Origin of the sequence: Candidatus Albibeggiatoa sp. nov. BB20, from assembly GCA_016744725.1 — a bacterium.
Taxonomy (GTDB): domain Bacteria; phylum Pseudomonadota; class Gammaproteobacteria; order Beggiatoales; family Beggiatoaceae; genus Albibeggiatoa.
In genome coordinates this window covers 1-25,246 of sequence record JADGDW010000031.1, presented here as the reverse complement: position 1 = coordinate 25,246, position 25,246 = coordinate 1, and the positions used below count along the sequence as shown (strand labels likewise).

18 protein-coding genes and 2 pseudogenes are annotated in these 25,246 nt (G+C 37.4%); 4 read left to right on the top strand and 16 right to left on the bottom strand.

Features of this window, described 5'->3' with window-relative positions; all coding sequences use genetic code 11:
* Positions 1–12: 12 nt before the first annotated feature.
* The gene (locus ABXH34_RS05490) at positions 13–4,131 is read left to right on the top strand and encodes a response regulator (RefSeq protein ID WP_353570862.1); all 4,119 of its coding nucleotides are present in this window, start codon (positions 13–15) and stop codon (positions 4,129–4,131) included.
* A gap of 230 nt (positions 4,132–4,361) precedes the next feature.
* Here the strand turns inward: ABXH34_RS05490 and ABXH34_RS05485 are convergent, their stop codons facing one another.
* The 5 genes and pseudogenes from ABXH34_RS05485 to ABXH34_RS05465 all read right to left on the bottom strand — a co-directional run bounded on the left by ABXH34_RS05485 (position 4,362) and on the right by ABXH34_RS05465 (position 10,493).
* Positions 4,362–5,342: a methyltransferase gene (locus ABXH34_RS05485; protein ID WP_353570861.1), complete on the bottom strand. Its 981-nt coding sequence runs from the start codon at positions 5,340–5,342 to the stop codon at positions 4,362–4,364.
* Positions 5,343–5,366: 24 nt separating this feature from the next.
* Positions 5,367–6,803 carry an SDR family oxidoreductase gene (locus ABXH34_RS05480; RefSeq protein WP_353570860.1) on the bottom strand — a complete coding sequence of 479 codons (1,437 nt, stop codon included), beginning with the start codon at positions 6,801–6,803 and terminating at the stop codon, positions 5,367–5,369.
* 30 nt (positions 6,804–6,833) lie between these two features.
* On the bottom strand, positions 6,834–8,999 hold the full coding sequence (locus ABXH34_RS05475) for a TonB-dependent receptor plug domain-containing protein (protein WP_353570859.1): 2,166 nt from the start codon (positions 8,997–8,999) through the stop codon (positions 6,834–6,836).
* A 47-nt stretch (positions 9,000–9,046) separates the two neighbouring features.
* The gene (locus tag ABXH34_RS05470) at positions 9,047–9,628 is read right to left on the bottom strand and encodes a TOL_0243 family YfiR-like periplasmic protein (protein WP_353570858.1); all 582 of its coding nucleotides are present in this window, start codon (positions 9,626–9,628) and stop codon (positions 9,047–9,049) included.
* A 166-nt stretch (positions 9,629–9,794) separates the two neighbouring features.
* A pseudogene (locus ABXH34_RS05465) lies at positions 9,795–10,493 on the bottom strand (IS1595 family transposase).
* 352 nt (positions 10,494–10,845) lie between these two features.
* Between ABXH34_RS05465 and ABXH34_RS05460 the strand changes: the two are divergent.
* The gene (locus ABXH34_RS05460; protein ID WP_353570857.1) at positions 10,846–12,915 is read left to right on the top strand and encodes a TonB-dependent receptor plug domain-containing protein; all 2,070 of its coding nucleotides are present in this window, start codon (positions 10,846–10,848) and stop codon (positions 12,913–12,915) included.
* Positions 12,916–12,982: 67 nt separating this feature from the next.
* On the opposite strand, the gene thyX is transcribed toward ABXH34_RS05460, so the two are convergent.
* The 7 genes and pseudogenes from thyX to ABXH34_RS05425 all read right to left on the bottom strand — a co-directional run bounded on the left by thyX (position 12,983) and on the right by ABXH34_RS05425 (position 17,319).
* A complete protein-coding gene (thyX, locus tag ABXH34_RS05455; RefSeq protein WP_353570856.1) occupies positions 12,983–13,675 on the bottom strand; it encodes an FAD-dependent thymidylate synthase in 693 nt (230 codons plus the stop codon).
* A gap of 28 nt (positions 13,676–13,703) precedes the next feature.
* Positions 13,704–14,336: a nucleoside triphosphate pyrophosphohydrolase family protein gene (locus tag ABXH34_RS05450; RefSeq protein ID WP_353570855.1), complete on the bottom strand. Its 633-nt coding sequence runs from the start codon at positions 14,334–14,336 to the stop codon at positions 13,704–13,706.
* Positions 14,337–14,353: 17 nt separating this feature from the next.
* The gene (locus ABXH34_RS05445) at positions 14,354–14,818 is read right to left on the bottom strand and encodes an OmpA family protein (protein WP_353570854.1); all 465 of its coding nucleotides are present in this window, start codon (positions 14,816–14,818) and stop codon (positions 14,354–14,356) included.
* Between the two features lie 114 nt (positions 14,819–14,932).
* The gene (locus ABXH34_RS05440) at positions 14,933–15,952 is read right to left on the bottom strand and encodes an efflux RND transporter periplasmic adaptor subunit (RefSeq protein WP_353570853.1); all 1,020 of its coding nucleotides are present in this window, start codon (positions 15,950–15,952) and stop codon (positions 14,933–14,935) included.
* A 30-nt stretch (positions 15,953–15,982) separates the two neighbouring features.
* Positions 15,983–16,288 carry a helix-turn-helix domain-containing protein gene (locus ABXH34_RS05435; RefSeq protein ID WP_353570852.1) on the bottom strand — a complete coding sequence of 102 codons (306 nt, stop codon included), beginning with the start codon at positions 16,286–16,288 and terminating at the stop codon, positions 15,983–15,985.
* A gap of 50 nt (positions 16,289–16,338) precedes the next feature.
* A complete protein-coding gene (locus tag ABXH34_RS05430; protein ID WP_353570851.1) occupies positions 16,339–16,497 on the bottom strand; it encodes a hypothetical protein in 159 nt (52 codons plus the stop codon).
* A 73-nt stretch (positions 16,498–16,570) separates the two neighbouring features.
* A pseudogene (locus tag ABXH34_RS05425) lies at positions 16,571–17,319 on the bottom strand (hypothetical protein).
* Between the two features lie 248 nt (positions 17,320–17,567).
* Here ABXH34_RS05425 and parC point away from each other — a divergent pair.
* Positions 17,568–19,820, top strand: a complete 2,253-nt coding sequence (gene parC / locus ABXH34_RS05415; protein WP_353570849.1) for a DNA topoisomerase IV subunit A — start codon at positions 17,568–17,570, stop codon at positions 19,818–19,820.
* A gap of 70 nt (positions 19,821–19,890) precedes the next feature.
* A complete protein-coding gene (locus tag ABXH34_RS05410) occupies positions 19,891–21,090 on the top strand; it encodes a ClpP family protease (protein ID WP_353570848.1) in 1,200 nt (399 codons plus the stop codon).
* Between the two features lie 165 nt (positions 21,091–21,255).
* Here the strand turns inward: ABXH34_RS05410 and ABXH34_RS05405 are convergent, their stop codons facing one another.
* From ABXH34_RS05405 to trxA, 4 genes are all read right to left on the bottom strand, one after another.
* Positions 21,256–21,930: a hypothetical protein gene (locus ABXH34_RS05405; RefSeq protein ID WP_353570847.1), complete on the bottom strand. Its 675-nt coding sequence runs from the start codon at positions 21,928–21,930 to the stop codon at positions 21,256–21,258.
* Positions 21,927–22,823 carry a glycosyltransferase family 2 protein gene (locus ABXH34_RS05400; RefSeq protein ID WP_353570846.1) on the bottom strand — a complete coding sequence of 299 codons (897 nt, stop codon included), beginning with the start codon at positions 22,821–22,823 and terminating at the stop codon, positions 21,927–21,929. Before ABXH34_RS05400 ends, ABXH34_RS05405 begins: the two co-directional genes overlap by 4 nt.
* 6 nt (positions 22,824–22,829) lie before the next feature.
* Positions 22,830–24,086 carry a transcription termination factor Rho gene (gene rho / locus ABXH34_RS05395; RefSeq protein WP_353570845.1) on the bottom strand — a complete coding sequence of 419 codons (1,257 nt, stop codon included), beginning with the start codon at positions 24,084–24,086 and terminating at the stop codon, positions 22,830–22,832.
* Positions 24,087–24,525: 439 nt separating this feature from the next.
* Positions 24,526–24,852, bottom strand: coding sequence for a thioredoxin TrxA (trxA, locus tag ABXH34_RS05390; protein WP_353570844.1), 327 nt, complete (start codon positions 24,850–24,852; stop codon positions 24,526–24,528).
* Positions 24,853–25,246: the final 394 nt, after the last annotated feature.

The window sequence follows — 25,246 nt, the reverse complement described above, 5'->3', positions numbered from 1 at the left end:
GGCTGTACAATAATGCGATTAAATCTTAAAACTAAACTCAGCTTGGTATTTTTAGTCTTAACTGTTTTGCCTTTTAGCTTTCTAGGTTATTACACTTACCAGAGTAATGTCCAATCTTTAACCAGTACTATTTTAGAAAAAGATAGCGAGAATATTGATTTATTAACTAATAAATTCAAAGATATAATTGATAATGTGCCAAATGATTTAATTTTATTCGAAGATTTTTACGCACTCAAACGCTATATCACTTGGTACTATCTTGGCGAACCCTATAAAACCAAGTCTTGGTGGCGCAATATGCGCAATGCTTTTTCTTCACTCATGGGTGCTAAAGGCTTATACCATTCATTGCAAATAATTGATTTGAGAGGTGAAGAGCTATTTAAAATTGAAGCCGATAGTTTTACACAAGTTCAAAAAATTGTATCGTCCCATGAACTACAAAATATAAGTCATGAGCACTACTTTACTCAAGCAATCAATCTTGATGAAGGTAATATTGATTTTGACAGTTATTACATACAACAAATGGATGAAGAAACACTGTTGTTACGTTATTCGATGCCTATCGTTAATAAAAATGGTGAGAAGCAAGGTATTATTTCTATTACGCTAAATGCAAATATTATTTTAAACCTGTTGCATCAGCAAGAACAAATTCAGCAAGAAGGTATCTATTCTGAGTACATATTACTGAATAATCTTGGACGTTTTGTTTATCACAGCAATCACACTGAACATCAAAATGGCTTTCTGAATCAGTATAGCCCTACTCTAGCAATTGCGGTTGCAGATAATAAACAAGGTGTATTACTCGAAAGCAACATGATTTCTACTTTTGACCAAATACAATTATTAGGTACAAATAAAGATTATTGGATTCTTATTAAACAAACAGATGCTAATGCAGCTCTGAGAGAAGTTGAATTATTTAAGTATATTTTCTTGCTTTCAATCATCCTTGTTATTCTAATGGTTTTATGGGTTGCACACCGTTTTACCAACAATATTTTAACCCCACTTGTGCAATTAAAACATAATCTTAAAGCATTATCAGAAGGTCAAGTACTTCAGACTGAACTTAAAGTACATGGTAGTGATGAAATTTCAGAATTAACCGTTTCAGCCCAAGTATTAACTAAAAGCTTTAAAAATACAATTAAACAAGCCAATGCTATTGCTCAAGGGGATTATGAAAAAGATATTGTCCTCTTATCAGAGCAAGATCAGTTAGGTTCAGCATTACAAAATATGACTGAGATGTTGCGAACGGTTTCGACTAAAAATACGATCCAAGATTGGTTAAAAACTGGGCAAACTGAGCTAAATAACAGCATGAGTGGGGAGCAAAATATTAATGACCTCGCAAAGAATATTATCACTTTCCTCACTCAATATTTAAAAGCCCAAGTGGGTGTATTTTATCTTTCTGTAGAACGGATTATAGATAAAGACAATATTTCACTACGTTTAATTGCAAGTTATGGTTATACACATCGTAAAAATTTTTCTAATGAATATAAAATGGGCGAAGGGCTGGTTGGCCAAGCGGCATTGGAAAAGCAAACCATTATTATGGAAGAAGTACCTGATGATTACATGCAAATCCAATCAGGTTTAGGTCATGCAAAACCACACAATATTATTGTATTGCCATTTATCTATGATAATAAAGTACGCGGTGTAATTGAAATTGGTAGTTTTAGCGAATTTACTGATATTCAACGGGAATGGTTGAGACAAACGATGCCCATTATTGCCATTGCAGTGAATACGGCAGAGTCCCGAACCAAAATGCAAGAATTGTTGCAACAATCACAAGCCCAAGCGGAAGAGCTACAATCACAACAAGAAGAATTGCAATCGCAACAGGAAGAATTACGCCAAACTAATGAAGAATTAGAGCAACGCACTCAAGATTTGGAACGGCAAAAATCTGAAATTCACAAAAAAAATAGTGTATTAGAGAGAAGTCAGGTTGAAATCGAAGCCAAGGCACAAGAGTTGGAAATGGCAAGCCGCTATAAATCTGAATTTTTAGCTAATATGTCTCATGAGCTACGTACTCCATTGAATAGTATGCTTATTCTAGCTCAATTGCTGACGGAGAATAAAGCTCAGAATTTAAGTGATAAACAAGTAGAATACGCAAAAACAATTCATGATTCAGGTTCAGATTTACTGGATTTAATTAATGATATTTTGGATTTATCTAAAGTTGAAGCAGGTAAAATCGAAGTTAATGTTGAGCAAGTGGTGTTATCTGAGTTTGCATTTAACTTGGAAAGTAAGTTTCACCATGTTGCAGAGAAAAAAGGCTTGCAATTCCACATCAATCTTGACCCCCAATTACCACAATATATTCATACGGATACCCAGCGGTTTCGCCAGATTGTGACCAATTTACTGTCTAATGCATTTAAGTTTACAGAGCATGGTGGGGTTGAAGTTGATATTTATCGACCAATAGAAAGTGGATTTTTACGTACCAATAAACTTTCTACACAAGATATGGTGGCAATCAGTGTTGTTGATAGTGGGATTGGTATTCCAAAAGAAAAACAAGGGCCTATTTTTGAAGCCTTTCAGCAAGCAGATGGCAGTACCAGCCGCCGATTTGGTGGCACAGGTTTAGGGCTTTCTATTTCGCGCCAATTAGCACGCTTACTTGGAGGGGATATCCAACTCAGCAGTGAAGCAAATAAAGGCAGTACTTTTACGCTGTATTTATCTGATAAGCTGGAATACGCAGAAGGTGCGCTACCTGCAGTGATGCCAGACTATGAGCTTCCAAAAAATAGTGCTCCAACACGAACACCACCACCTGCACCTACACAGGAAATAATAACACCAACAGTCAACTCCGTTGAATCGACTGAACTAGAACCAGCTCGAATCATCTCTGGATTAAACATACCTCCAATTCAAGATGATAGAGATAAATTACACCCTAAAGATCGCTTGATTTTAATTATTGAAGATGATCGGAATTTTTCTGGTATTTTGATGGAGCTATCGCGTGAAAAAGACTTTAAATGTATTGTGGCTGAAGATGGGCGGGCAGGCCTAGAGCTGGCTAAACAATATAAACCTCATGCCGTTATTTTGGATGTAGGTTTGCCAAATGTCGATGGATTTACCGTCATGGAACGGCTTAAAACAGATGTTGAAACCCGTCATATTCCTGTTCATTTTGTATCGGGAACAGAGCAAGGTAATGATGCTCGACGTATGGGCGCGATTGGCTATTTACTCAAACCTGTGAGCATGGGTGAATTAGGCGAGGCATTTCGTAAAATTGAACATTTCATTGATAAAGATATCCGCACTATCATGATTATTGTGGATCAAAAAGACCATGGCACTCGGATTTTAGATATTGTGGGTGGTGAATCTGTTGAATCATTGATTGCCAATCAAGTTGATGAATCTATCGAAATTTTAAAACAAACTGAATGCGATTGCATCGTATTAGATGTGGATGTCGAACAGGCTACAGGCCTGCGTTTATTAAATTGCTTAGTGAAAGAAGAGAGCTTACGCAAGATTCCTGTGATTCTATATGCTGAAAGAGAATTGACTGAACAAGAAGAAAAGCAGCTTGCTAAGTTTGAGGATGCTTTAACGGTCAAAGCGGTACGTTCTCCTGAACGATTACTAGATGAGACCACTTTATTTTTACATCAGATTGAAGGTAAATTACCAGAAGAAAAACGCCAAATGTTGCAAATGGTGCATGACAAAGAGGCGATTTTAAAAGGTAAAAAAGTCTTGGTTGTCGATGATGATACCCGTAATACATTTGCTTTAGCCACTGTTTTAGAAGATAAAGATATGGAGGTTATCGTTGCAATGAATGGTAAAGAAGCCTTACAAACCCTAGATGAAGATCAATCAATTGATATTGTATTAATGGATATTATGATGCCTGAAATGGATGGTTATGAAGCAATGCAACAGATTCGCAGCCAAACTCGTTTTCGTAAGTTACCGATTATCGCGCTAACAGCAAAAGCAATGAAAGGGGATAAAGCCAAGTGTATTGATGCAGGAGCTAATGATTACTTATCTAAACCTGTCGATACTGACAAATTGATGTCTTTGATGCGGGTTTGGTTGTATCGTTAGACTCTATTTGTAATGCCAAAGGATTGCTATCGTTCATTTGTTCTAAAATGTTACACAAAACAAGGTTAGCACCTAAGAATGGATTCACTCTTAGGTGCCTACAAACCCTTTTAGATAGTAAGCCCATTCACAACAGTGGGGAATTTTTGAGTATGATTTAAAGGACTCCTAGGTTTTGAGATTCTCAAATATCATACCTATTCCCATCTCTGATACGACAAAAACGAGTTTTAAGCCTTCACACCTGTAATCAATGCCCAATCAAGATAGTTTGTAGGAATGATTTCTAATTGTTCAAAGCCCGCATTTCCCAAAAATTGAAAAAATTCATCACTGGAATATTGTCGACCATGTGTCCAACGAATGACCGACAGGTTGTACAGTGCAGTCGTATAAGGTGCGGTTTTATCTTGATTAAAAGGTAATTCATGTAAAATAATACGTCCACCTTGTGGTAACGCATTAAAGCTTTTTTGGGCAAGTATCGCGCAGTCAGCATCATTATAATCGTGAAAAATATCCGAATAAAAATGGATGTCAGCTTGTGGATATTTATCTTCACGGAAACTACCACCAATGACAGATATTGGCATATCTGCAATATATTGCAGAGTAATCTCAGTAATAAACGGCAATTCAAATACTGTGGCTTGTAAGTGTGACCATTTTTTGACCACATTAGTTGAGAAAATACCTGAACCACCACCAATATCTAAAAAATGTTGATGTTTGGATAAGTCAATACATTCAGCCCATACTGATGCAGGTCCAATACTCTTAGCATTCATGGCTGCGATCATTTGTTGGTTAAATGCTTTATCTTCATCAAACATGGAGCGATGTGGTTCATCGACTTGCATTTGAGTGGCAAACGCATCTGGTGAAAACGCTTCTTTATTTTTGATAATAAAATCAATAAAACCACCCATAAAGTGTGAACTTTTTGGATTTAGATAAGCATCACCTTCTGGTGCGAATTGCACATTGCCATCCGATGTTTTTTCAACTAATGGTGGTGTTTGAGATGCAAATAGAGAAGTGAGAGCTGAAACACTACGTGCAGGTAAATTAAGGCTGATTGCTAATTCAGCTTCAGAAATAGATTTTTTCTCGCTTAGTAATTTGAAAAAACCGACTTGATGTGCAAATAGAATCGCCAATGTGTCATTGAACGAGCGTAGCATTCTATCTGTGGTTTGATTAGTAATCATGATATTTCCCCATTTTTAATATCATTAAGCAACGCTGACACCACCATCAACAACCCATACAGCACCTGTAACATAGGTTGACTCTAGCTGGGCTAAAATAATTTCAGCAACTTCTTCTGGTGTACCTAAACGTTCCATAGGAATTTTAGAAGACATTGCTTTTTTCAACTCTTCTGCTTGTTCTGAGTCAAACCCTGTTTTCATAAAAATAGGGGTATCAATTGGACCTGGTGCAACAGCATTGATGCGTATATTTCGGGGAGCTAGCTCTATAGCAAGATTGAGGGTAAATGCATTTACAGCACCTTTAGTGGCAGCATACAGTGATATTCCAGGTGTCCCCATTGCCGTAGCAACCACAGATGAAACAGAACAAACACTACCTTCTCGTTTTTCCAAGGCAGGTAGTAATTCCTGTATGAGTAGCAAAGGACCGCGAACATTAATATTAAATATGTCATTAAAATTATCGGCTGTAATATCTGTTATAGGCATAAGCATTGGAATGCCAGCATTATTAACTAATACATCTAAGCCATCTTTTAAAAAATGAGAAGCCAGTTTTTTTATATCCTCTGGGTCAGATAAATCAGCAAGTATTTTATTAGCACCTAATTCATCTGCGGCTTTTTCAAGCTTTTTTGGATTACGACCTGAAATAGTCACTTCATACCCTTGCTCTTTTAATAGATTTGCTGTGGCATAGCCAATACCTGAATTACCACCTGTGACTAAAGCTGTTTTTGTTGCTTTTGTAAATACACTTAAATTAAAAACTTTATGCTTATCCCAAAATAAACTTTGAGATGATTGAAAACCACTAGAATTTGCTAGTTCTGCCAAGGTTTCAAGAGATTCAGGGTAATCATCAGATTTCAGATGATCATAAATTAAATTATGTTCAGCTTCTGTGACCTTTGGATGTTTATACATTCCCCAGTGTCGTTTAAGATAATCCTCCCTTTTTTCTCCACTTTCGCATACTGCATCATAGATAAGAAAATAACCATTTTGTTTCAACGCTTTTCTTGCTGATATAAATAATGACTGCTTATCTTTTAAAGATAAATGATGAATCGAATAGCCCGCAATAATGACATCAAACTTGCCCTGATATTTTGCTACAACTTCAGTCAAATTACCTTCAACAAAATCTTTTTCAAAATGACAGGTAACCATGTTTTTTTTAGCACAACTTAATGCAAAACTTGATAAATCAACCCCTGTATAACTAGAAATAGGGACATCTACTAAAATTTGGGATGGAATCAAAGCATCACCACAACCTAAATCGAGTAATGAAATAGGCTGCTCATAAGGTGTTATTAAAAATTGTTTCAACGTCGCTGCAATTTCTTTATGAGATAAGAGATTAAGGTCAACAACTTTTCGATAGATAGTCCATTCTTGATTGAAAAATTCGCCTAACTCAATTTCTGTGTCAGTAGATTGATTTGTCATTCTTAAGTGTCTCCCCAATGAAAACTTAAATTAAAACTTATAACGAAATTCCATGAAGTAGTAACGATTTGCCCCAGGTATATCATTAGGTACATTCAATAGCCCACTGGTATCAGGTCCTGGAGATGGATAACGTACATCAGTATCAAACAGATTTCGAATACCGAAAGCTAAGTTTGTTTTTCCTTCATGGATGTCTTTACGACGTAAAACTAAATCGACTGTGGTGTAACCATCTAAATCAGGACGTGCATCATTAAAGGCTCTTTTCCAGCCATCATTCCAATTGACTTGGGTATCCACATACCATTTGTAGCCTAATAAATAATCAGCTCGCAAGAACATTGCTTGGCGAGGAGCATTAGGTAATGTTGCACCTGTAGAACCATCTTCAGAATCTTGATAACTATAATTAAATAGTAAACTAGACTTTGCACTGGTCTTCCAACGTAACTCAAATTCACCACCTTGTCCTTTCCAACTGGCAGCATTAGCATAACTATATTCTGAATTAACGAGCGGCTCTAAGACTATTTTTCCTTTAATATCATAATGAAATAGATTTAATGTTAAGTGAAGATTGTCCGTTGCTCGATAATTAAAAACCAGCTCTTTTGTTTCAATTGTCTCAGGAGCCAAATTTGGATTCCCTTTAGAAACAGGGTTATTTTGGTTATAAAGTTCTTGAAATGAGGGGGCTCGAAATGCTTCACCATAAAGTAATTTAATAATAAGATCAGACTGAGCTTCCCAGACTAATCCCAATCGGGGATTTGTTGTAGAACCAAAATCAGAATACTTATCATAACGAACACCTGCTGTAAACTCCCAAGAAGGTGTAATTGTCCAAGTATCTTGAATAAAAGCATATTGATTCTTTCTTGCAACCTCAGGCATATATGCAGCAAATGTGTTACTTACATTTAAAAGCTCTGTTGGCAATACATCATTTCCTGTAAATGGATTTGGACCAAAATTACCAACGTGACCCACTTTCAGTAAATCATAATATGCATAGCCTACTCCTGTACGAATTTGATGGTTATTAAATCCACGATAAGTACCTGACAAATTCAATTGGGTATGATCTTCGGTGTAAGAAGGGTGTCCAAGAAAACCAAAAGGATAAGCAACACCTATAAATGTGCCTGGAGGATATAATTGATAATCGCCCAAAATATGGGAACGAAAATAACTAATTTGTGCTTTAACATCCCAGTTATCTGTTATTGTTGGATTGTGATAAGTGAGATCAACATTAGTTCTTTCCTCATTTAACGGCTTAGTTGGGTCAAGTGCTTGCGCATTTCCTGTTCCTACACCCATTTGATCTGCTTTGTGAAATCCTGCTCTTAACTGCCAATGTTGTTTAGAAATATCAAATCGTGCGTCATAGGTTGTTAACTCTGAACCATATTCTCCAGGTGCTAAAGATGCGCTTGTACCAAATACTCCATCAAATACAGTTTGAGCATCACTTTCAACAATACGTTGATGTCCATCTGATTTGGCAAAGTCAAGCATTGCAGTAATATTAAAACCTTGCCATTCACTACCATGTAAAATCCAAGTATCCTGTGTATCAAAACTACCTAACCGAACACCTGCTTCAGTCCCATCAATCTCTTTTGCTGTTTTGGTAATAATATTAATGACACCTGAGAAGGCATCAGCACCATAAACTGCTGATCCTGGTCCTCTAATCACTTCCACACGAGAAATATTACTTACAGGAAAGCCGCTCCAATATAGTGCTTTACCGCCTGAGAAATTGTCATTGACTCGAATACCATTTACAAGCACTAATACTTCTGGGTTGTAACCCGAAGATATACCTCTAAGTGTATAAACAGGAATATTGAACCAATTAGTTGTTACTTGTAATCCCGGTACGCTTTGTAATATTTCATCTAATGACCTTGCACCCATTGCTTCAATATCTTGTGCGGTAATTACAGTTGTAACAGCAGGTGCTCGCTCTGCATACTGTTTTGTTCCTGTGGCAACTGAGGTTGTTTTATGACTGACTAATCCATCAAAAATATCAAACGCATCATCTAGTGAAACATCTACATCGAGTAATTCTTCTATATCTAAATTTTTTAAGAACGCAATATTTCCTTTTCCTGTGGCATAAGCATTTGTATTTAAAAACAGATATAAAATTAAGAAAAATAACAAATTCAATTTAAACACGATTTATCTCCAATTCAGTTTTAAATTAATCTCGGTAGCAGTGGAGATTAATGCTGTACCACTTTTGCAACACGTAAAAGCTTAGAACTGATTTTCAGTCCAGCATCTACAACCGTTTTAGGATCAACGAAAAATCGCACTTTGGTTTTGCGCCGATAAAACTCAATCATGCCGCCATTGACCACAAAACTTGGAATATCGCTCACAGTTAAAATAGGCTTGCCTTCTAAGTGAGTCATAATTTTCTTGAGTTTGGGTTGCTCAGATTGTGATATATATAAAATTTGGCAAAAATCTGTATTTTTATAATGTAAGATTCTTCTCACAACAACAGGTCTATCTGATACCGTTTCATTTGCAACTGCAATATCTAAATTATTTCCAAAAGGATCGTCACCTAAAACACAAATATTAAAATTACCCGCATTGGAATCAGAATTGGCTGGCCATGAGGTAAATAGGGAAAAATTGAAGAGATAAACTGCCTTGATTTCAGATTCTCGAATATTGGGCTGAGAGGCAATCGCAAGATTAAATAGAGAAAAATAGAATAATGTAGCAGAAAATAGTACAAAACCATATTTTACTAAAAAATACTTGTTAATCGGCGGGTCGTAAAAATACAACATATTCTAAATGCCTCACGAACAACAAAATTTGAGTGATTAAAACAAACTATCCTTCGGACAGCTTTTGAAAACCCCTATCGTCTAAGATTTAACTATTTGAAAAATCAAATATTTCTCAAATAGGCTAGGGAGTTTGAAATATATTAAAAAACAAAAAATTTCCTGCTTACCTATAATGATCAGCCAATATAAGAAGGCGATAAGGCAAGGGAGGAGTTCTGAGAGCAACATAAACTAAACGAGGTAGTAAACGTTCAAGTTGAAACCGTCGATTAAAGCGGTAGCAAAACTCAGCTAGATAGTGAGGAATATGTTTATGTTGAATTGCATGGTATATCCCAATAATAGCAGTTTTAACATTAGCAATCATAGTATTAACCCATATAAATTGTTCAAGCATTACGCTATGAACCCCGCCCCCTTTTACCTCCATGCTTAGCACCTCTCTAGTACACATTATCTAATTGAATCAGTCCCATTAGCTTCTTTTCATCACATGCATTATTTTCTGCTTCATAGACCATGCAGTGTATGACACACCCAACTGACGGTGTAACTCTAATGCTGATACATCTGTTTTCGCTTGGCTTATTAAATGTATTGCCAGAAACCCTATTCTTAGGGGCAACTTGGTTAATGCAAATATTGTCTAACTCGTTAAAGAGTATTGATGGTGGTATTTATTGCATTAGTATACTTTCCTACTCTTTAGTTTACAATATTCTCTCGTACCACATTTTGGACATATATATCTGTTAGGAAATTTCCAACTAAACAATACTTCTTCACATTGCTCTTCTGCTCCATAATCCGCTATCAACTCTGGTAAGCTATACCCTTTTTGAAACTGCATTTGGGTTTTCATTACAATTCCTCCTTACTTCTATACACCTAGAGAGCGTTCTTAATTAAATTTAAAAGCCCTAAAAATTCTCTAATTACCAATCACTTATAAAAATCATGCGTTTTAAGTTGTTATTTTCATTTTATCCTTTAAATTCAATTTATTACTAGTTTAATGAGAAAGCCCCCTAGTATAACCCAGTGCCTTTTTAGCTGCTCTTAGTTGGTAATCAAGTACTATTTTGCTTTGCAACGATTATCAAACAGCAACAGGCAAAACAAGCATCTTAAAAATAGCCAAGATGATATGACAATTTCTAAAGCATTTGCTATAGAATTGCAAAATTTTACTTTGGTAATGGGGAGAAATAAGTATGCGCAGCTTATTCTATATAATGCTCATGTTTGCTTTGAGTTATCCAGCTTTAGCTCAAAATCTTATCATCAATGATTTACTGGATTTATCTCTAGAAGAATTATTTAATGTTAGGGTTGTGAGTGCCAGCAAATATCTTGAAACATCAGAAGATGCTCCTGCCACTATTTATGTCGTAACCGAAGAACAAATCAAAAAATTAGGATTACGTGATTTAAAAGATGTGCTTGCCATTGTGCCCTCCGTTGATATTTCCAATAATGATTTCTTTTTACAAGGGGGGCAGCGCGGTTTTACAGGCTCATTTGCACAATCGTTGATCTTAATCAATGGGAAGGAAATGAATAATCTGATTGCAGGCGAAACCTTTTTTGGCAATCAATTTAGAACCCATAATATTAAACAAATAGAAATTATTGCAGGACCCGCTTCTGCATTATATGGCGCAAATGCGGTCGGCGGATTAATCAATATTATTACCAAAACGCCTGAAGAAATTGATGGAATTGAAGCTCGCGTGAGTTACGATTCATTTGATAGTAAAACCATTGATTTAGTTTTCGGGAAAAGTTGGGGGGATTTCAAAGCCCGTGGCTCTGTTTCTTATTACCGTTCTCAAGAAGCCGATTTTACAGATTTTCTTTCTAACACAGCTCTCGTTTCACCAAAGGCTGACAATAATAGTTATCGTCATCTTCCTAATGAATATGGCTATGGCAATGATTCACTTGCACTCCCTATTAGTTTGAATTTAGAATATAAAGGATTGTATACAGGCTTGGAATATTATAAAAACATTTCGGGGCGTGGCACAATTTCAGTGCAATGGGATTATAATTTATCTGAGGATTACCGTGAATTAGCCATGCCTTATTTTGGTTATCAGGCAAGCAATTTATTGGATGGAAAATTAGACCTCAAGGCCGAGTATCGTTACTACTGGGAAAAATTCTGGGGTAATCACACTGAGTCAACAGGGACAATTGAAAATCCATACACAGGCGAAACTTTACGTGGTGAGGCAACATTTGAAGATGTACAAGCATATCGTGGCTTTTACAGTAATAAAAATAGCGATGGCTCAACAAAGCATGTCGCTTCTCTTGAAGGCATTTATCGTTTAAAACCAAAGCATACTTTAACAGGCGGTTTAATTTATACCAAAACAGATGTTGTGAGTACGCAATGGTCGCGAGTAGAAGGTAAACACCCTGTATTAACAGAGGCAAATTATCAGCCTGCCTTTAAAAATGATAAATGGAGTCTGTATTTTCAAGATCAAACCCATTGGTTAGATGATAAATTGATTTTAACTTTGGGGATGCGATTGGTTAAACATCAACGCTACGATAATAAATTATTACCGCGTTATGGCTTGGTGTATAAAGCCACGCCAAAAACCATTTTTAAAGCCTTATATGGTAAATCGTTTCGTGAACCGACTGTGTTTGAATTAAGTGGCAATCCTAATATTCAACCAATGGAAATGGATACTTATGAGTTAGCATGGCATCAGTATATTGGACAACATTTCAAAAACGAATTAGCCATTTTTGATAATCAGGCCACCAACCAAATTGTGGCAAATGATATAACGGCTTTTGATAATAATGGCGGAAAATTTTTATCTCGTGGCTTGGAAAATCGTTTAAGTTTTAAGTATCATTCTTTAAATGGATTTCTTAATTATACCTATATGGATACACTTGAAACTGAAAAAGAGGGGCTTGTTCAGAGGGTTTATGATATTCCACGCCATAAAGCTAATTTAGCTCTGATGTATAATTTAAATTCAACACATAGTCTAGGAATTGTGGGTACTTATCACAGCAGTGTTGATACCTCTTATCAAGGTGATATTTATACAATTAAGCCTTATTGGTTATGGGATTTGACATGGAATATTGCTCAGCAAAAATGGCTAGATCGCGCTATTGGGATTGATATTGGGCTTAAAAATGTTTTAAATGAAACTTACTATCATTCAGAGTCACGCGGTGCAGATATATTGCAACATCAACAACCGGGGCGAAGTTTATGGCTACAATTGAGTATGGATTTTAAATAAATATTGTGATGGATTAGTCTTTTTGAACAACCTGACAAGCACAAAACTCATCAGGCCATTACAGAATTTAAGATTTTTGTAACACGTATTTTTCAAATGCTTCCGCTGACCAAGGCAACACCGCTTTAAAGAAATGTTGGTAAATGGCTTCTGCATACACTCTGATTTCATACTGAGCATGTTCATCCATACGCAAGCGCATAAAGTGCATTAAATTATGTCCATCGACTTTGCCAACAAAAGTGGTGTACATATTTTGTGGTAATACCATTCGTGCTTGTTCACGGGCAATGCCTGCATCGACCATTTGATGATATGTCGCTAAAGCATTGTCGACATGTTGCTGCATTTGTTGGGTAAATTGGGCTTGGTTTTCCTGCTCTGCTTCGCCGCCGCTACATTGTTTATTATCAGTCGATTGCAATCGCCAAGTCTCTGGGATATAAAAATCTAATTCTTCAGATGTATAGCGCCTCGAAACTTCATTTATGCTCCAAGTTCTATGTCTTAACCACTGCCGTGCAACGAATAAAGGACACTTCACTCTCAATTTAAACTCAACCATTTCAAACGGTGAGGTATGCGCATTGCGTAATAAGTAATTGAGCAATTTTTTATCTTTCACATCACCTTTGCTTTCGCCGAGAAATGACACTCGTGCAGCATTTACAATAGCAAGGTCATCTCCCATAAAGTCCTGTAATTCAACAAAACCTTTATCAAGTAAAGGAATATTGAGTGGTAAATCATTTTTTATCATATTGGTTTAATTATCTGTAGTGAAGTAGTTAGAATTGTTTGTTATGCATGTATGGCCGCTGCTTATTATATTCCAGCTTTAAGCCAATTGCCTGATTCACACGAAAACCATATTGAGTTTCTAAATAAGCTATCATGCGCACCATTGAGGCGAATTTGATGCAGATTAATTCAATAGCTTGTTGCGGTTCTCGTAATGCCTCAGTGATTTGTCCTAAGCAACTGTGAAAAAAGTTACAGATGATATTCGCACGCAAAAAATCACGCTGATGAGATGAAATCGGAACGTCTTCAAGATTATGCAATTGTTCTAGGGTTTTATTATAAAACAGATTTTCTGTCCCAAATTCAAAATAGTCCCAAATTGGCCAATGGTGGCTTAGTACCATATCTGCTAAGCGAATTATAATATCAGCCAGTTCTTCTTCATATTCATATATATCTTGGCATTGTTTTGAGTTGTAAATTTTAGTGCTCAGTCGCTCAGAGTCAAGCAAAGCTTCATATAATTCATGGATTTCAGCGTGAATTAAACTCAGCATTTCCCCGTCATTGCGGCGGATGCCCTGTTTTATTTCACCATCCCAAAAGCCTTTGTTTTTTGCATTTTCATGCGCCATTTTGGCAATATATTGGAACTCTTTTAGTATATTTAAATCCATATTAAATTCTGCTCAGCTCAATGAATGGCTAAGGTAATTTCAACCCGACGATTGCGTTCACGTCCTTCATAAATATCATTGCTGGTAAAAGGCTTTGATTCGCCAACACCTTGAATTTGCAATAGCTTTTCTGGAACACCTTGTTGTTGCAAATAGCGGCGACTGACTTGAGCACGTTGTTCAGAAAGCTGTAAATTATACTCTGGATTACCAATGGAATCAGTATGACCCACTAAATAAATTTTAATAATTCTATCTTGATTTTTAAGAATTGCTTGCACCATATTGTTTAAAAATTGCTTTGAATTATCAGTTAATTGGGCACTATTGAATGGGAATACAAAATCAGCATATAGATATTTAATACCATCTTGTTCAGCAAATAGTTGCGGCTCTGTTGGGTATGAAATTAAGTTATGTTCAGCCGCAAAGCTGTTCGTTGCATAAGCAATACAGCTACAAAGAAATAATAGTTTTAGCATATTTTTCCCCCAGTATTTAAATAGTGAAAAATAAATTGAAGTGCTCTGCTAAATGCCACTATCGCACTATCTAAAGGGTCTCTCTGAGAAACTGATTTATAGTATAGCTGGTTTTTATGGCGATGCTGTGATGAGTTTGACCGCTGTATTAGGCTTGAGGCGTAATGTGCCTTCAACCACTACATTCTCATCCAGAGCAAGGCCATGTGTCACTTCGACTTTACCGACTTGACGTTGGCCAATTTCAATTAAACGCTTTTCTGCAATGAGTGCATCGGTGATGACATAAACAAATTGTTGGCTACCAATAGGTACTAATGCACGTTCTGAAACCATTAGGGCTTGACGGGGATTTAAATTTAATTTGACCGTAAGTAACATACCTGCGCGTAAGGCTTCATCTTTGTTGGGCATAATGGCGCGTAATTTCAGCATTCGGCTGACGGGATCAACGCGTGAATCTATTGTTGTCACTTGTCCTGAAAACAGGCGTTTAGGATAGGCTTGTGTGGTAGCAGTGAGTTTTAAGCCTTTGTGTAAGCTGGCTAAGTAGATTGCGGGGATAGTAAAGTCGAGTTTGATTTTTTGTATATCATCAAGTGTGGTGATGACATCTCCGGCTTGGAGTAATGCGCCCATGCTGATGTATCGTAAGCCCAGTTTTCCACTGAATGGTGCAATAATTTTGCGTTCGGTAATATGGACTTTGGCGGTTTTGATGCGGGCTTTGGCGGCTTTGAGGCGTGATAGTTGTGCATCGAGTTGTGAGCTGGAAATGGCTTTTTGTTTGACCAATTTGCTTAGGCGATTGTATTCGCGTTGTTGTTCCGCTAGGTTGACTTCGGTTTCCTGTAATAATGCTTGTTGTTCCGCATCGTCGAGTTGTACCAACAATTGGCCTTTTTTAACCCATTGGCCTTCTTTGAAATGAATTTTATTGATAATGTCAGTTATTTTTGAGGTAACATCAATAGATTCATTGGCTTGGCTTGTGCCTAAGATTGATATAGTGTCAATGATGTTTTCTTGTATGACGGGTGCAACAATAACGGAGATGGCCTTTTTATCTTCTGCGGCCACGGTGGGAGAAAAAATGAATAATATGAGTAAAATAGAGTGGGGCTTTAATTGCATATTTTTTTTTAATACACTGTTATTAGAGTTTTAAGGCGAACTGATGTTATTTATACGTTTGTAATTCAAGAAGCAGTTCAGTTTTTTTTTTATAAGGTTAAGCAATACTAAAGCAGCTCCTTGAGGACAGCGTTTACCTCGTTCCCAATGTTGTAATGTGCTCACACTAATACCGAATGTTGATGCGAATTCATTTTGACTCATTCCAGTTTGATCCCGAATATTTTTTACATCTGTTGCTGAAAATTCGTGAATGATCGCTTGAGGGCATTGATTTTGAGAATAGTCAATTGCTTCTTTCATGCCTTGAGAGATACTTTTGAAAAAATCAGACATTTTATATACCATAATTTTTTGTTAAAAATTGAATAAATTTAGCAAGTTCATTATGCCCAACGCATTTTTCTAATTCCACCAGTACCTTGTATAATTATTCCTGTTTGAGGGTGAGCAGATAAATAATTAATAATTGCCTGTTTTTTATGTTCTGAAATTAAGTCTGTTGCTCTTCGGATAAATTCTGGCAATTCAACAACTATTTGCATATTCTTTAATAATTATTTGATTTTATTTCATTATAGCAAAAACAAAAGTGGAGTTATAAATTTTTCAAAGTTGTTATTCACTAAAAAAGATAGACCATGCTGCTGTTGCACTAGCGATAATGGCAAGTGTGGCTAAAATTTGAAATGTGAGTTTCCAATGTCCTGCCCATTCGGGTTTTTCTTCATCTTTGTTCTCTCCCGCTTCGTTGACAGTCATGTCTTGTTTGGCTTTATCGCCTGTATTCATATTGAGATTTTTTACATCGCCATGAAAATGAATACTTCTATCATCGGTCATGTGTTTTTCCTTGCGTTCTTGTTCTCGATTTTCAAAATCACTTAAACCGTTTAATAATTCTTGTACATCAATATTTTCGTCAATTTCGTCTAAATATTCAGTTTTAATGCCTTTTTGTTCTAATTTCAACAACCTATTGTAAGTGATATGGGTGGTTTCATACGGTATCAGTTCTTTGATAATCAGTTTGGCAAAACTATCATGTATCACTTTGAATTCACTGCGGATAATGCCAAGTAAAACCCGTCGCGTTTGGTTTGTACCATTGACCGAAATCATGATTTTTTGTCTTCAATATCAGCTTTAATCAAGGCTTTATTATTTTCATGTGCCAGCATCACGCCTGTGAGCCAGTAAGTTTTTTGTGAGATGTATTTGTGGGCGCGAACCAGAAAACGTGAAAACACGCTATTGGGCAGCACATCGTAGTGATATTCAAATCGTAAGCAATCGTCATCATCCCAATTAAGATCAGGTTCTTGTGGGTCAAGCAAATCGGCAATAAGATAACTTTCTTGTTCCATATTGGGCATTTTAAAACAAAGCTCAAATTTTTCCATTAATTGCAACAACTCTAGTGATGTTCCTGAAAATAATGAGGTGTGGGACTCATTAACAGAACTTTACTTGAATCACTTAAATGGAAATTTACTATATTAAGCCAATGAATGAATAGTCCATTACTAACTGAGAATTGACTATTGCTGCTGATTGTTATTAAATCCCTCTTCCGTAATCAGCCCATCCTCCACAGATTACCGCAAAGACTTTTATGCAAAACACCTTCAACGAAATAGAACAAATTCCATTACACCAATTTACTGAGCAAGCCTATCTTGACTATGCAATGTACGTGATTCTGGATCGTGCACTGCCACATATTGGTGATGGACTTAAACCTGTGCAACGGCGTATTGTCTATGCCATGTCAGAACTGGGTTTAAAAGCCAACAACAAATACAAAAAATCAGCCCGTACCATCGGCGATGTACTAGGCAAATACCACCCTCATGGTGATACTGCGTGCTATGAAGCCATGGTATTAATGGCGCAACCCTTTTCCTACCGCTACCCACTCGTTGACGGCCAAGGAAACTGGGGCTCAGTCGACGACCCCAAATCATTCGCAGCGATGCGTTATACCGAAGCCCGTTTAGCCGCATTCACTGATGTACTACTGGGAGAAATTGAACAAGGCACAATCAACTGGCAAGCCAATTTTGATGGCACACTAGACGAACCCGAACTACTGCCAGCCCGACTACCTAACGTACTACTCAACGGCAGCACCGGTATTGCTGTGGGCATGGCAACCGATATTCTGCCGCATAACCTAATCGAAGTTGCAGAAGCCTGTATTTTTTTACTCAAAAAACCAGAAGCCAGCCTAGATGAACTGTGCAAATTTATCAAAGCCCCTGACTTTCCAACCGAAGCCGAAATCATTACTCCCAGCCATGAATTACGTAAAATGTATGAAAAAGGCGGTGGTTCACTGCGGATGCGAGCTTGCTACAGTCGCGAAAATAACGACATTATTATTACCGCACTGCCTTATCAAACCTCGGGTTCAAAAATCATCACCCAAATTGCTGCCCAAATGCAGGCCAAAAAACTGCCATTAATTGATGATGTTCGAGATGAATCAGACCATGAAAACCCAACCCGAGTGGTGATTGTGCCACGTTCCAATCGGGTTGATGCTGAAGCCTTGATGACACATTTATTTGCAACTACAGACTTAGAACGTAGCTATCGAGTCAATATGAATGTGGTGGGTTTAAATGGTCGGCCACAAGTCAAAAATCTTAAAACCATGCTCAGCGAATGGCTAATATTTCGAGTGGATACGGTTCAAAAACGTTTGCAATATCGCTTGGATAAAATTGAAAAACGCCTGCATATTTTACAAGGCTTATTAATCGCTTATCTCAATATTGATGAAGTAATTGCAGTGATTCGAGAATATGACAAACCCAAAGCAGTTTTAATCCAAAAATTTGTTTTAACTGATATTCAAGCCGAAGCAATCCTAGACTTAAAACTACGCCAGCTTGCCAAATTAGAACAAGTTCAAATCCAAGCCGAAACAGACAAATTATCCACTGAACGAGAAGGCTTACAAACCACATTAAGCTTAGAAGCCAATCTGAAAAAATTAGTCATTAAAGAAATTAAAGCCGATGTGAAAAAATATGGCGATGTACGTAAATCCCCTATTGTGGAACGAGAACAAGCACAAGCTTATGATGAAAAAGCCTTTATACCTTCAGAACCTGTTACGGTAATTCTATCGGCAAAAGGTTGGGTACGGGCGGCCAAAGGCCATGAGGTTGAACCTGAAAATATGAGCTTCCGTTCGGGCGATCAATTCGCCGCTTATGCACAGGGCAAATCCAACCAACAAGCCCTATTCTTGGATAGCAGCGGCCGTAGCTATAGCACTCTTGCTCATACTTTGCCTTCAGCACGTGGCCAAGGTGAGCCATTATCAGGTCGTTTTACGCCACCCAATGGTGCAACTTTTGAACACATTTTATTAGGCGATGACAATTCAGAATTGCGTTACTTGCTAGCAACTGATAGTGGCTATGGATTTATCACCACGCTTGGTAACTTACAAACCAAGAATAAGAACGGCAAAGCGGTATTAACCATACCACAAGACGGAAAAATTTTACCTCCTGTCTATATCCCGCCAAATGCGGATCATTATATTGTGGCAACCAGTGAAGGCCACTTATTAATCGTTCCGTTGGAAGAGCTGCCAAACTTAGGCAAAGGAAAAGGGGTTAAATTATTGAATATTCCCGTAAAAGCGGCTGAAACAGTGATTGCATTATCTGCGTTAAAGCTGGGTGATGATATTCGCTTACATGTAGGCAAACGCCAGTTGACTTTGAAGCCTCGGGACGTTGAATTTTATACTGACACTCGAACCAAGCGCGGACACAAGCTACCACGCGGCTTTACGAAGGTTGAGCGATTTGAAATTACGCCAATCTCACAAGTAGACACAGTTTAGGCAGGGCTATAGGTTTCATGCTAAACTAAAAATTAATGTTGATGACGGGCTTATTTAGGAATGTTTTGCGATGAAATACTGGATTATTTTATTGTTGTGTTTATCCAATACTGCGTATGCAGAGGATAAAAATATCACAAGCTCGGTGTTAGATTTAATGCCATCGAGCGAACTGTCTATTCAAGAGTTAACTAAGGATACAGAAACAGAAGTTGATTCTGAGCTGGCAGTACTGGAAGCCAATGTTAGTGTGACTTTGGAGCAGCTTTATAGCGATGATGTACAGTCTCATCAAAAACAAATCCTGAAGCTCAGACAAGACAATGAATTAGCCTTACAAAAAATCAAGAATGAAATAGCGCGATTGACTGCCGAAAGTGAACGGTTGGAATTGCAAAATCAAGTTTTTGAGCAGAAGAAAAAGCGGATTCTGGCTAAAATCGAATCTGAAAGCGAAAAGCTGAGTTTAGAAAATGAGTTGCGTGAACAATTATTACGCCGTAAAGAGCTCAATGATTTATTTGATGAAATCAAAGAGCCTGAATATTTAGCCAATCCTGTGATAGATGGAAAACTGGTCATCAGCAATCGGCGCATCGTATTGGATGAGGTGATTAACAGTCAAACTACTGATTTTGTGACAAAACATATTCATTTCTATAATAATGAAAGTATCGAATATCCCATTTTCATTGTCATCGAACAGTGTATGGGTGGCTCAGTGATGGAAGGTGCGCGGATTTTAGAAGTGATGAAACACAGTGAAGCCCCTGTTTATGTGTTGGTTAAAAGCTTTGCTGGCAGCATGGGTGCGATTATTACCGCTTTGGCAGAACGCTCATTCGCTTATCCAAATGCTTTGATTGTGCATCATCAAATGTCAGGCTTTGCAATGGGTAATACCACCCAACTAGATGAATCCTTAAAATTTATCCAACAATGGTCAGAACGATTACTAACCCCTGTGGCTAAAAAAATGGGCGTAAGTTTAGAAGAGTTTGTCCAATCCATGTACAAAAATAGTGCAGAAGGAGATTGGATAGAATTTGCTAGTGATGCCCAAAAGTTTGGCTGGGTTGATGAAATTGTCGAAGGAGTGCAGGAAAAATCCTATACACATATTCCTGATGAAGAAGAAATGGAAGAAGTCGAAATTGATTTACAACAAGTGTTAATTGATGCTCAAGGTCGAGCTTATAAATCCTTACCTCGTTTAGTCAGAGGCGATTTTTATCACATTTACAATCCTGACAGTTTTTATCGTTGGTAGTTGTTTTTAATACTTAAACTTATTGTCGTGAATTTTATCTCTCAGGACTGGCAGTCCTAGATTTTAAAAATGATTGATATTTAAAGTATAAAAGGACTGCCAGTCCTTACAAATCGAAATTGGCTATAACTACGAGTCCCCATACCCAATCTGAATAAAAAATAATTAACTCGCTTTATACAATGGCTGTTCCATCGAGGCTAAACGCATCCACGCTGTGGGTAAATCATAGCCGAGCTCTTTCAAACGGGTTAATAAGTTACGCCCTTCTTCACACAATATTTTCTGTTGCTTGGTTTCAAATAAGCTCATTGCCGCGCGTAATGATGCGTCACCTTCAGTCAATAATGAGGGCACAATGTCAGTTTCACCAATAGGTGAGTTTGGGTGTAACAGATGGGCAATAAAAGGATATTCCAGTAATGAAAAGTGCATTTGACGTGCTGCTTTTTCATGATCTAAGCGTTCTAATAAATCATCGCTTTCAACGCCACTGGATAAAATCGCCTGCATAATCAATTCATTTAAATTACGCAATCCTTTCTTGGCTTGAGAAAAATCGCCGCCTAAGCCTGCACATTGTTCATACAAAGCATCAATTCTGTCTTTGAGTTTTAGCACAATTTCAGCTTCAACTTGAGATTGTAAATTAGCCACTTCTTCTAATAAATGTTGAAAGTCTGTTTGAAAAATTTGCCGTTCTTTTTCATCACGACGTTGTGCATCTTCGACATCCATTTGCGAAATGTCATATTCCAAGTGAGCAAACAGAGGGTTTTTATATTGACGTTGTAAATGTCTTTCCCAACAACCGGGATGTTCACTGAAACGTACAATCATTTAGATTTTCCTCCTCTACGGGTCACAAGGCTGAAGGTCGCCAACATAGCAAAACGTAACCACACAGCACTAATGACCATCAACATGACAATCCAAGGATAATGCTGTTGGAAAAATTTACGGTAAAAACGCACCATACCTTTATGTTTATACCATAGCACTGCAACAGGCTGTTTGTCACTACACGCACCTTTGATATGGGTGACTTTAATATGAGGGACAAATAAAATGTTCCAATTCTGCTCCCGAAAGCGCATAAACCAGTCTAAATCTTCACAGTGTAAAAAATAGCCTTCATCTAAACCGCCAACCTGTTCCAATGCAGCTTCACGAACGAACATAAATGCACCAGAAATACCCTCTAGTTCAATGGGTTTATCTGGTATTGGTTCTTGAGTCAAAACAAAGCTTTTAAAACGTGGATGATTAGGAAACAATTGATTTAAATGTAAAATCCGAATCACTGAACGCCATGGCGAAGGCACACTGCGCCTAGCACCTGCTTGTTCTGAGCCATCAGGATTACACACCATGACACCTGCCATGCCCACATTGGGATAGGCATCCATTACCACACGGGATTGTGCAACGGTATCAGGTTCAATAAAACAGTCTGGATTGAGAAATAATAAATAGTCACCTTTCGTTTTGTCCAATACTTGATTATTTGCCTTAGCAAATCCCAAATTTTGGGCATTCTGTTCAATTGTTACAGGCGCATCAACAGGCAATGCTTGACGTAAGTGTTGGATGCTATCATCAGTTGAAGCATTGTCCACCACAAATATTTCCACAAGCACAGTTGAAGCTAACACCGCCGTCACACATTGGGCTAAATATTGGCCACTATTGTAATTGACGATGATAACAGAGGTCAGAGAGGTGACAACCATTACTCTTTAACGCTTCATTGAGTCAAAAAAGGCGTTATTGGTTTTAGTGACTTTCAAGCGGTCAAGTAAGAATTCCATAGCCGCAATCTCTTCCATTGGATGCAATAATTTACGTAAAATCCAAACCCGTTGCATTTCATCTTGATTGAGCAATAACTCTTCACGACGAGTGCCCGAACGATTGATATTAATCGCAGGATAAGTACGTTTTTCAGCAATTTTGCGGTCTAGGTGAATTTCATTATTACCTGTACCTTTAAATTCTTCGTAAATCACATCATCCATTTTAGAGCCGGTATCAATCAAAGCTGTGGCAATAATACTTAAACTGCCACCTTCTTCAATATTCCGTGCTGCCCCGAAAAAGCGTTTTGGACGGTGTAAAGCATGAGCATCGACACCACCTGTTAAAACTTTACCTGATGATGGGACAACCGTGTTGTAAGCACGAGCTAAGCGGGTAATAGAATCTAGTAAAATCACCACATCGCGTTTATGCTCAACCAAACGTTTCGCTTTTTCAATCACCATTTCCGCCACTTGAATATGACGCGCGGCAGGTTCATCAAAAGTACTAGAAACGACTTCGCCCTTTACGGAGCGCTCCATTTCAGTCACTTCTTCAGGACGTTCATCAATCAATAAGACGATGAGGAAACATTCAGGATGATTATGCGCAATGGACTGAGCCATATTCTGCAACATCATGGTTTTACCCGATTTTGGTGGCGATACAATCAAACCACGCTGGCCTTTACCAATCGGTGATATAAGGTCAATAATACGCGGGGTTAAATCTTCGGTACTGCCGTTGCCGACTTCCAGATTTAAACGCTCATTTGGAAATAACGGTGTAAGGTTTTCAAATAAAACTTTGTTTTTAGCCAGTTCAGGGTGTTCAAAATTGATGTCATTGACTTTGAGCAACGCAAAATAACGCTCACCATCTTTCGGCGGTCTAATTTTGCCTGATACCATGTCCCCAGTACGTAAATTAAAGCGTCTGATTTGACTGGGGGAAACATAAATGTCGTCAGGGCCTGCTAAGTATGAACTATCGGATGAACGCAGAAAACCGAATCCATCTTGTAAAATTTCTAATACGCCGTCTCCGAAAATATCCTCGCCTTTTTTCGCATGGGCTTTAAGTAGGGCAAATATAACGTCTTGTTTACGGGCTCTTGCAGTGCCTTCTAGTCCTAGTTCTTGAGCTAATAGCATTAGCTCGGATGCTGTTTTTTGTTTGAGTTCTGTCAGATTCATGGTGTTATAACAGACATGATGCCTTGGTAGAGTTGGTGATGTTTGGAATGAAATATTGATGTTGATCGGTCAGTTTAAGACAAAGTAATATTGTAAACCGTACCCATCACAAAGTGCAAAGTTGCAGAATGAATCAATTAAAGATTACACAAAATACTTGCTTGCCACAGGATTTACTTACGGTTATTGCACTTCTTAAGTCAAGTGCAGCAGTGTGTAGGTGTGTTAGGAAATGCCGTATTCTCTGTGGATTGTTGGTGTGATGCAATACGAACAGGTAAATTATAAAAAAAAACAACTATATCGTCAATGACTTTACACACAGAACGAATGTTTATATATCTTCGATTTCCCTATCATTGGAAAATCATACTTAAATTAAAAATGTCCTGTGTATAAAATAAAGCACACTTGGCAGTATTACGTATTGATTATAAAATTATATATTACTGTCAATAAAGGCAGTCAATTGGGATTTATTTACTGCACCCACTTTAGTTGCTTCTACAGCTCCATTTTTGAATAACATCAAAGTAGGAATACCGCGGATACCATATTTTGGTGGTGTTGCTTGGTTTTCATCAATGTTTAATTTAGCAACTTTTAATTTCCCAACATATTCTTGAGCAATTTCATCTAATAGTGGGGCAACCATTTTACAAGGACCACACCAATCTGCCCAATAGTCAACTAAAACGGGTGTATTGGATTTTAATACTTCTTGCTCAAAAGAGTCGTCTTTAACAACGACAATGTGTTCACTCATGGTGATTTAATCTCCGACATTAGAGAATTATTCCAGCCCGTACGCCAAGTGAGGCTTATATTTATACAATTACTGGGTGGTCTAATCTACTACCTTAGAAATGACTTAAAATGATGTACTTAGGTCATTTGCAGTGATCTGCAACGACACGTAGATGTGTATCCTAAAGAAGTTTGCAAAATAAATCAATCTCAGATGGAATCTTTTTAGTTAAGCAGCGTGTTTATAATCAATATTGATAGTAGGTATTTGGGGATAAGTTCATTTTTGTTCCTACCTTTATTAATTTTATTTATCTATTTTTTGCTGCTTTTTTCGTCAAATAGACTAAGTGTGGAGATACCGTGATAACGGTGTCAGCGCTATCCAAAACAACCTCAATATTTGCTAACGT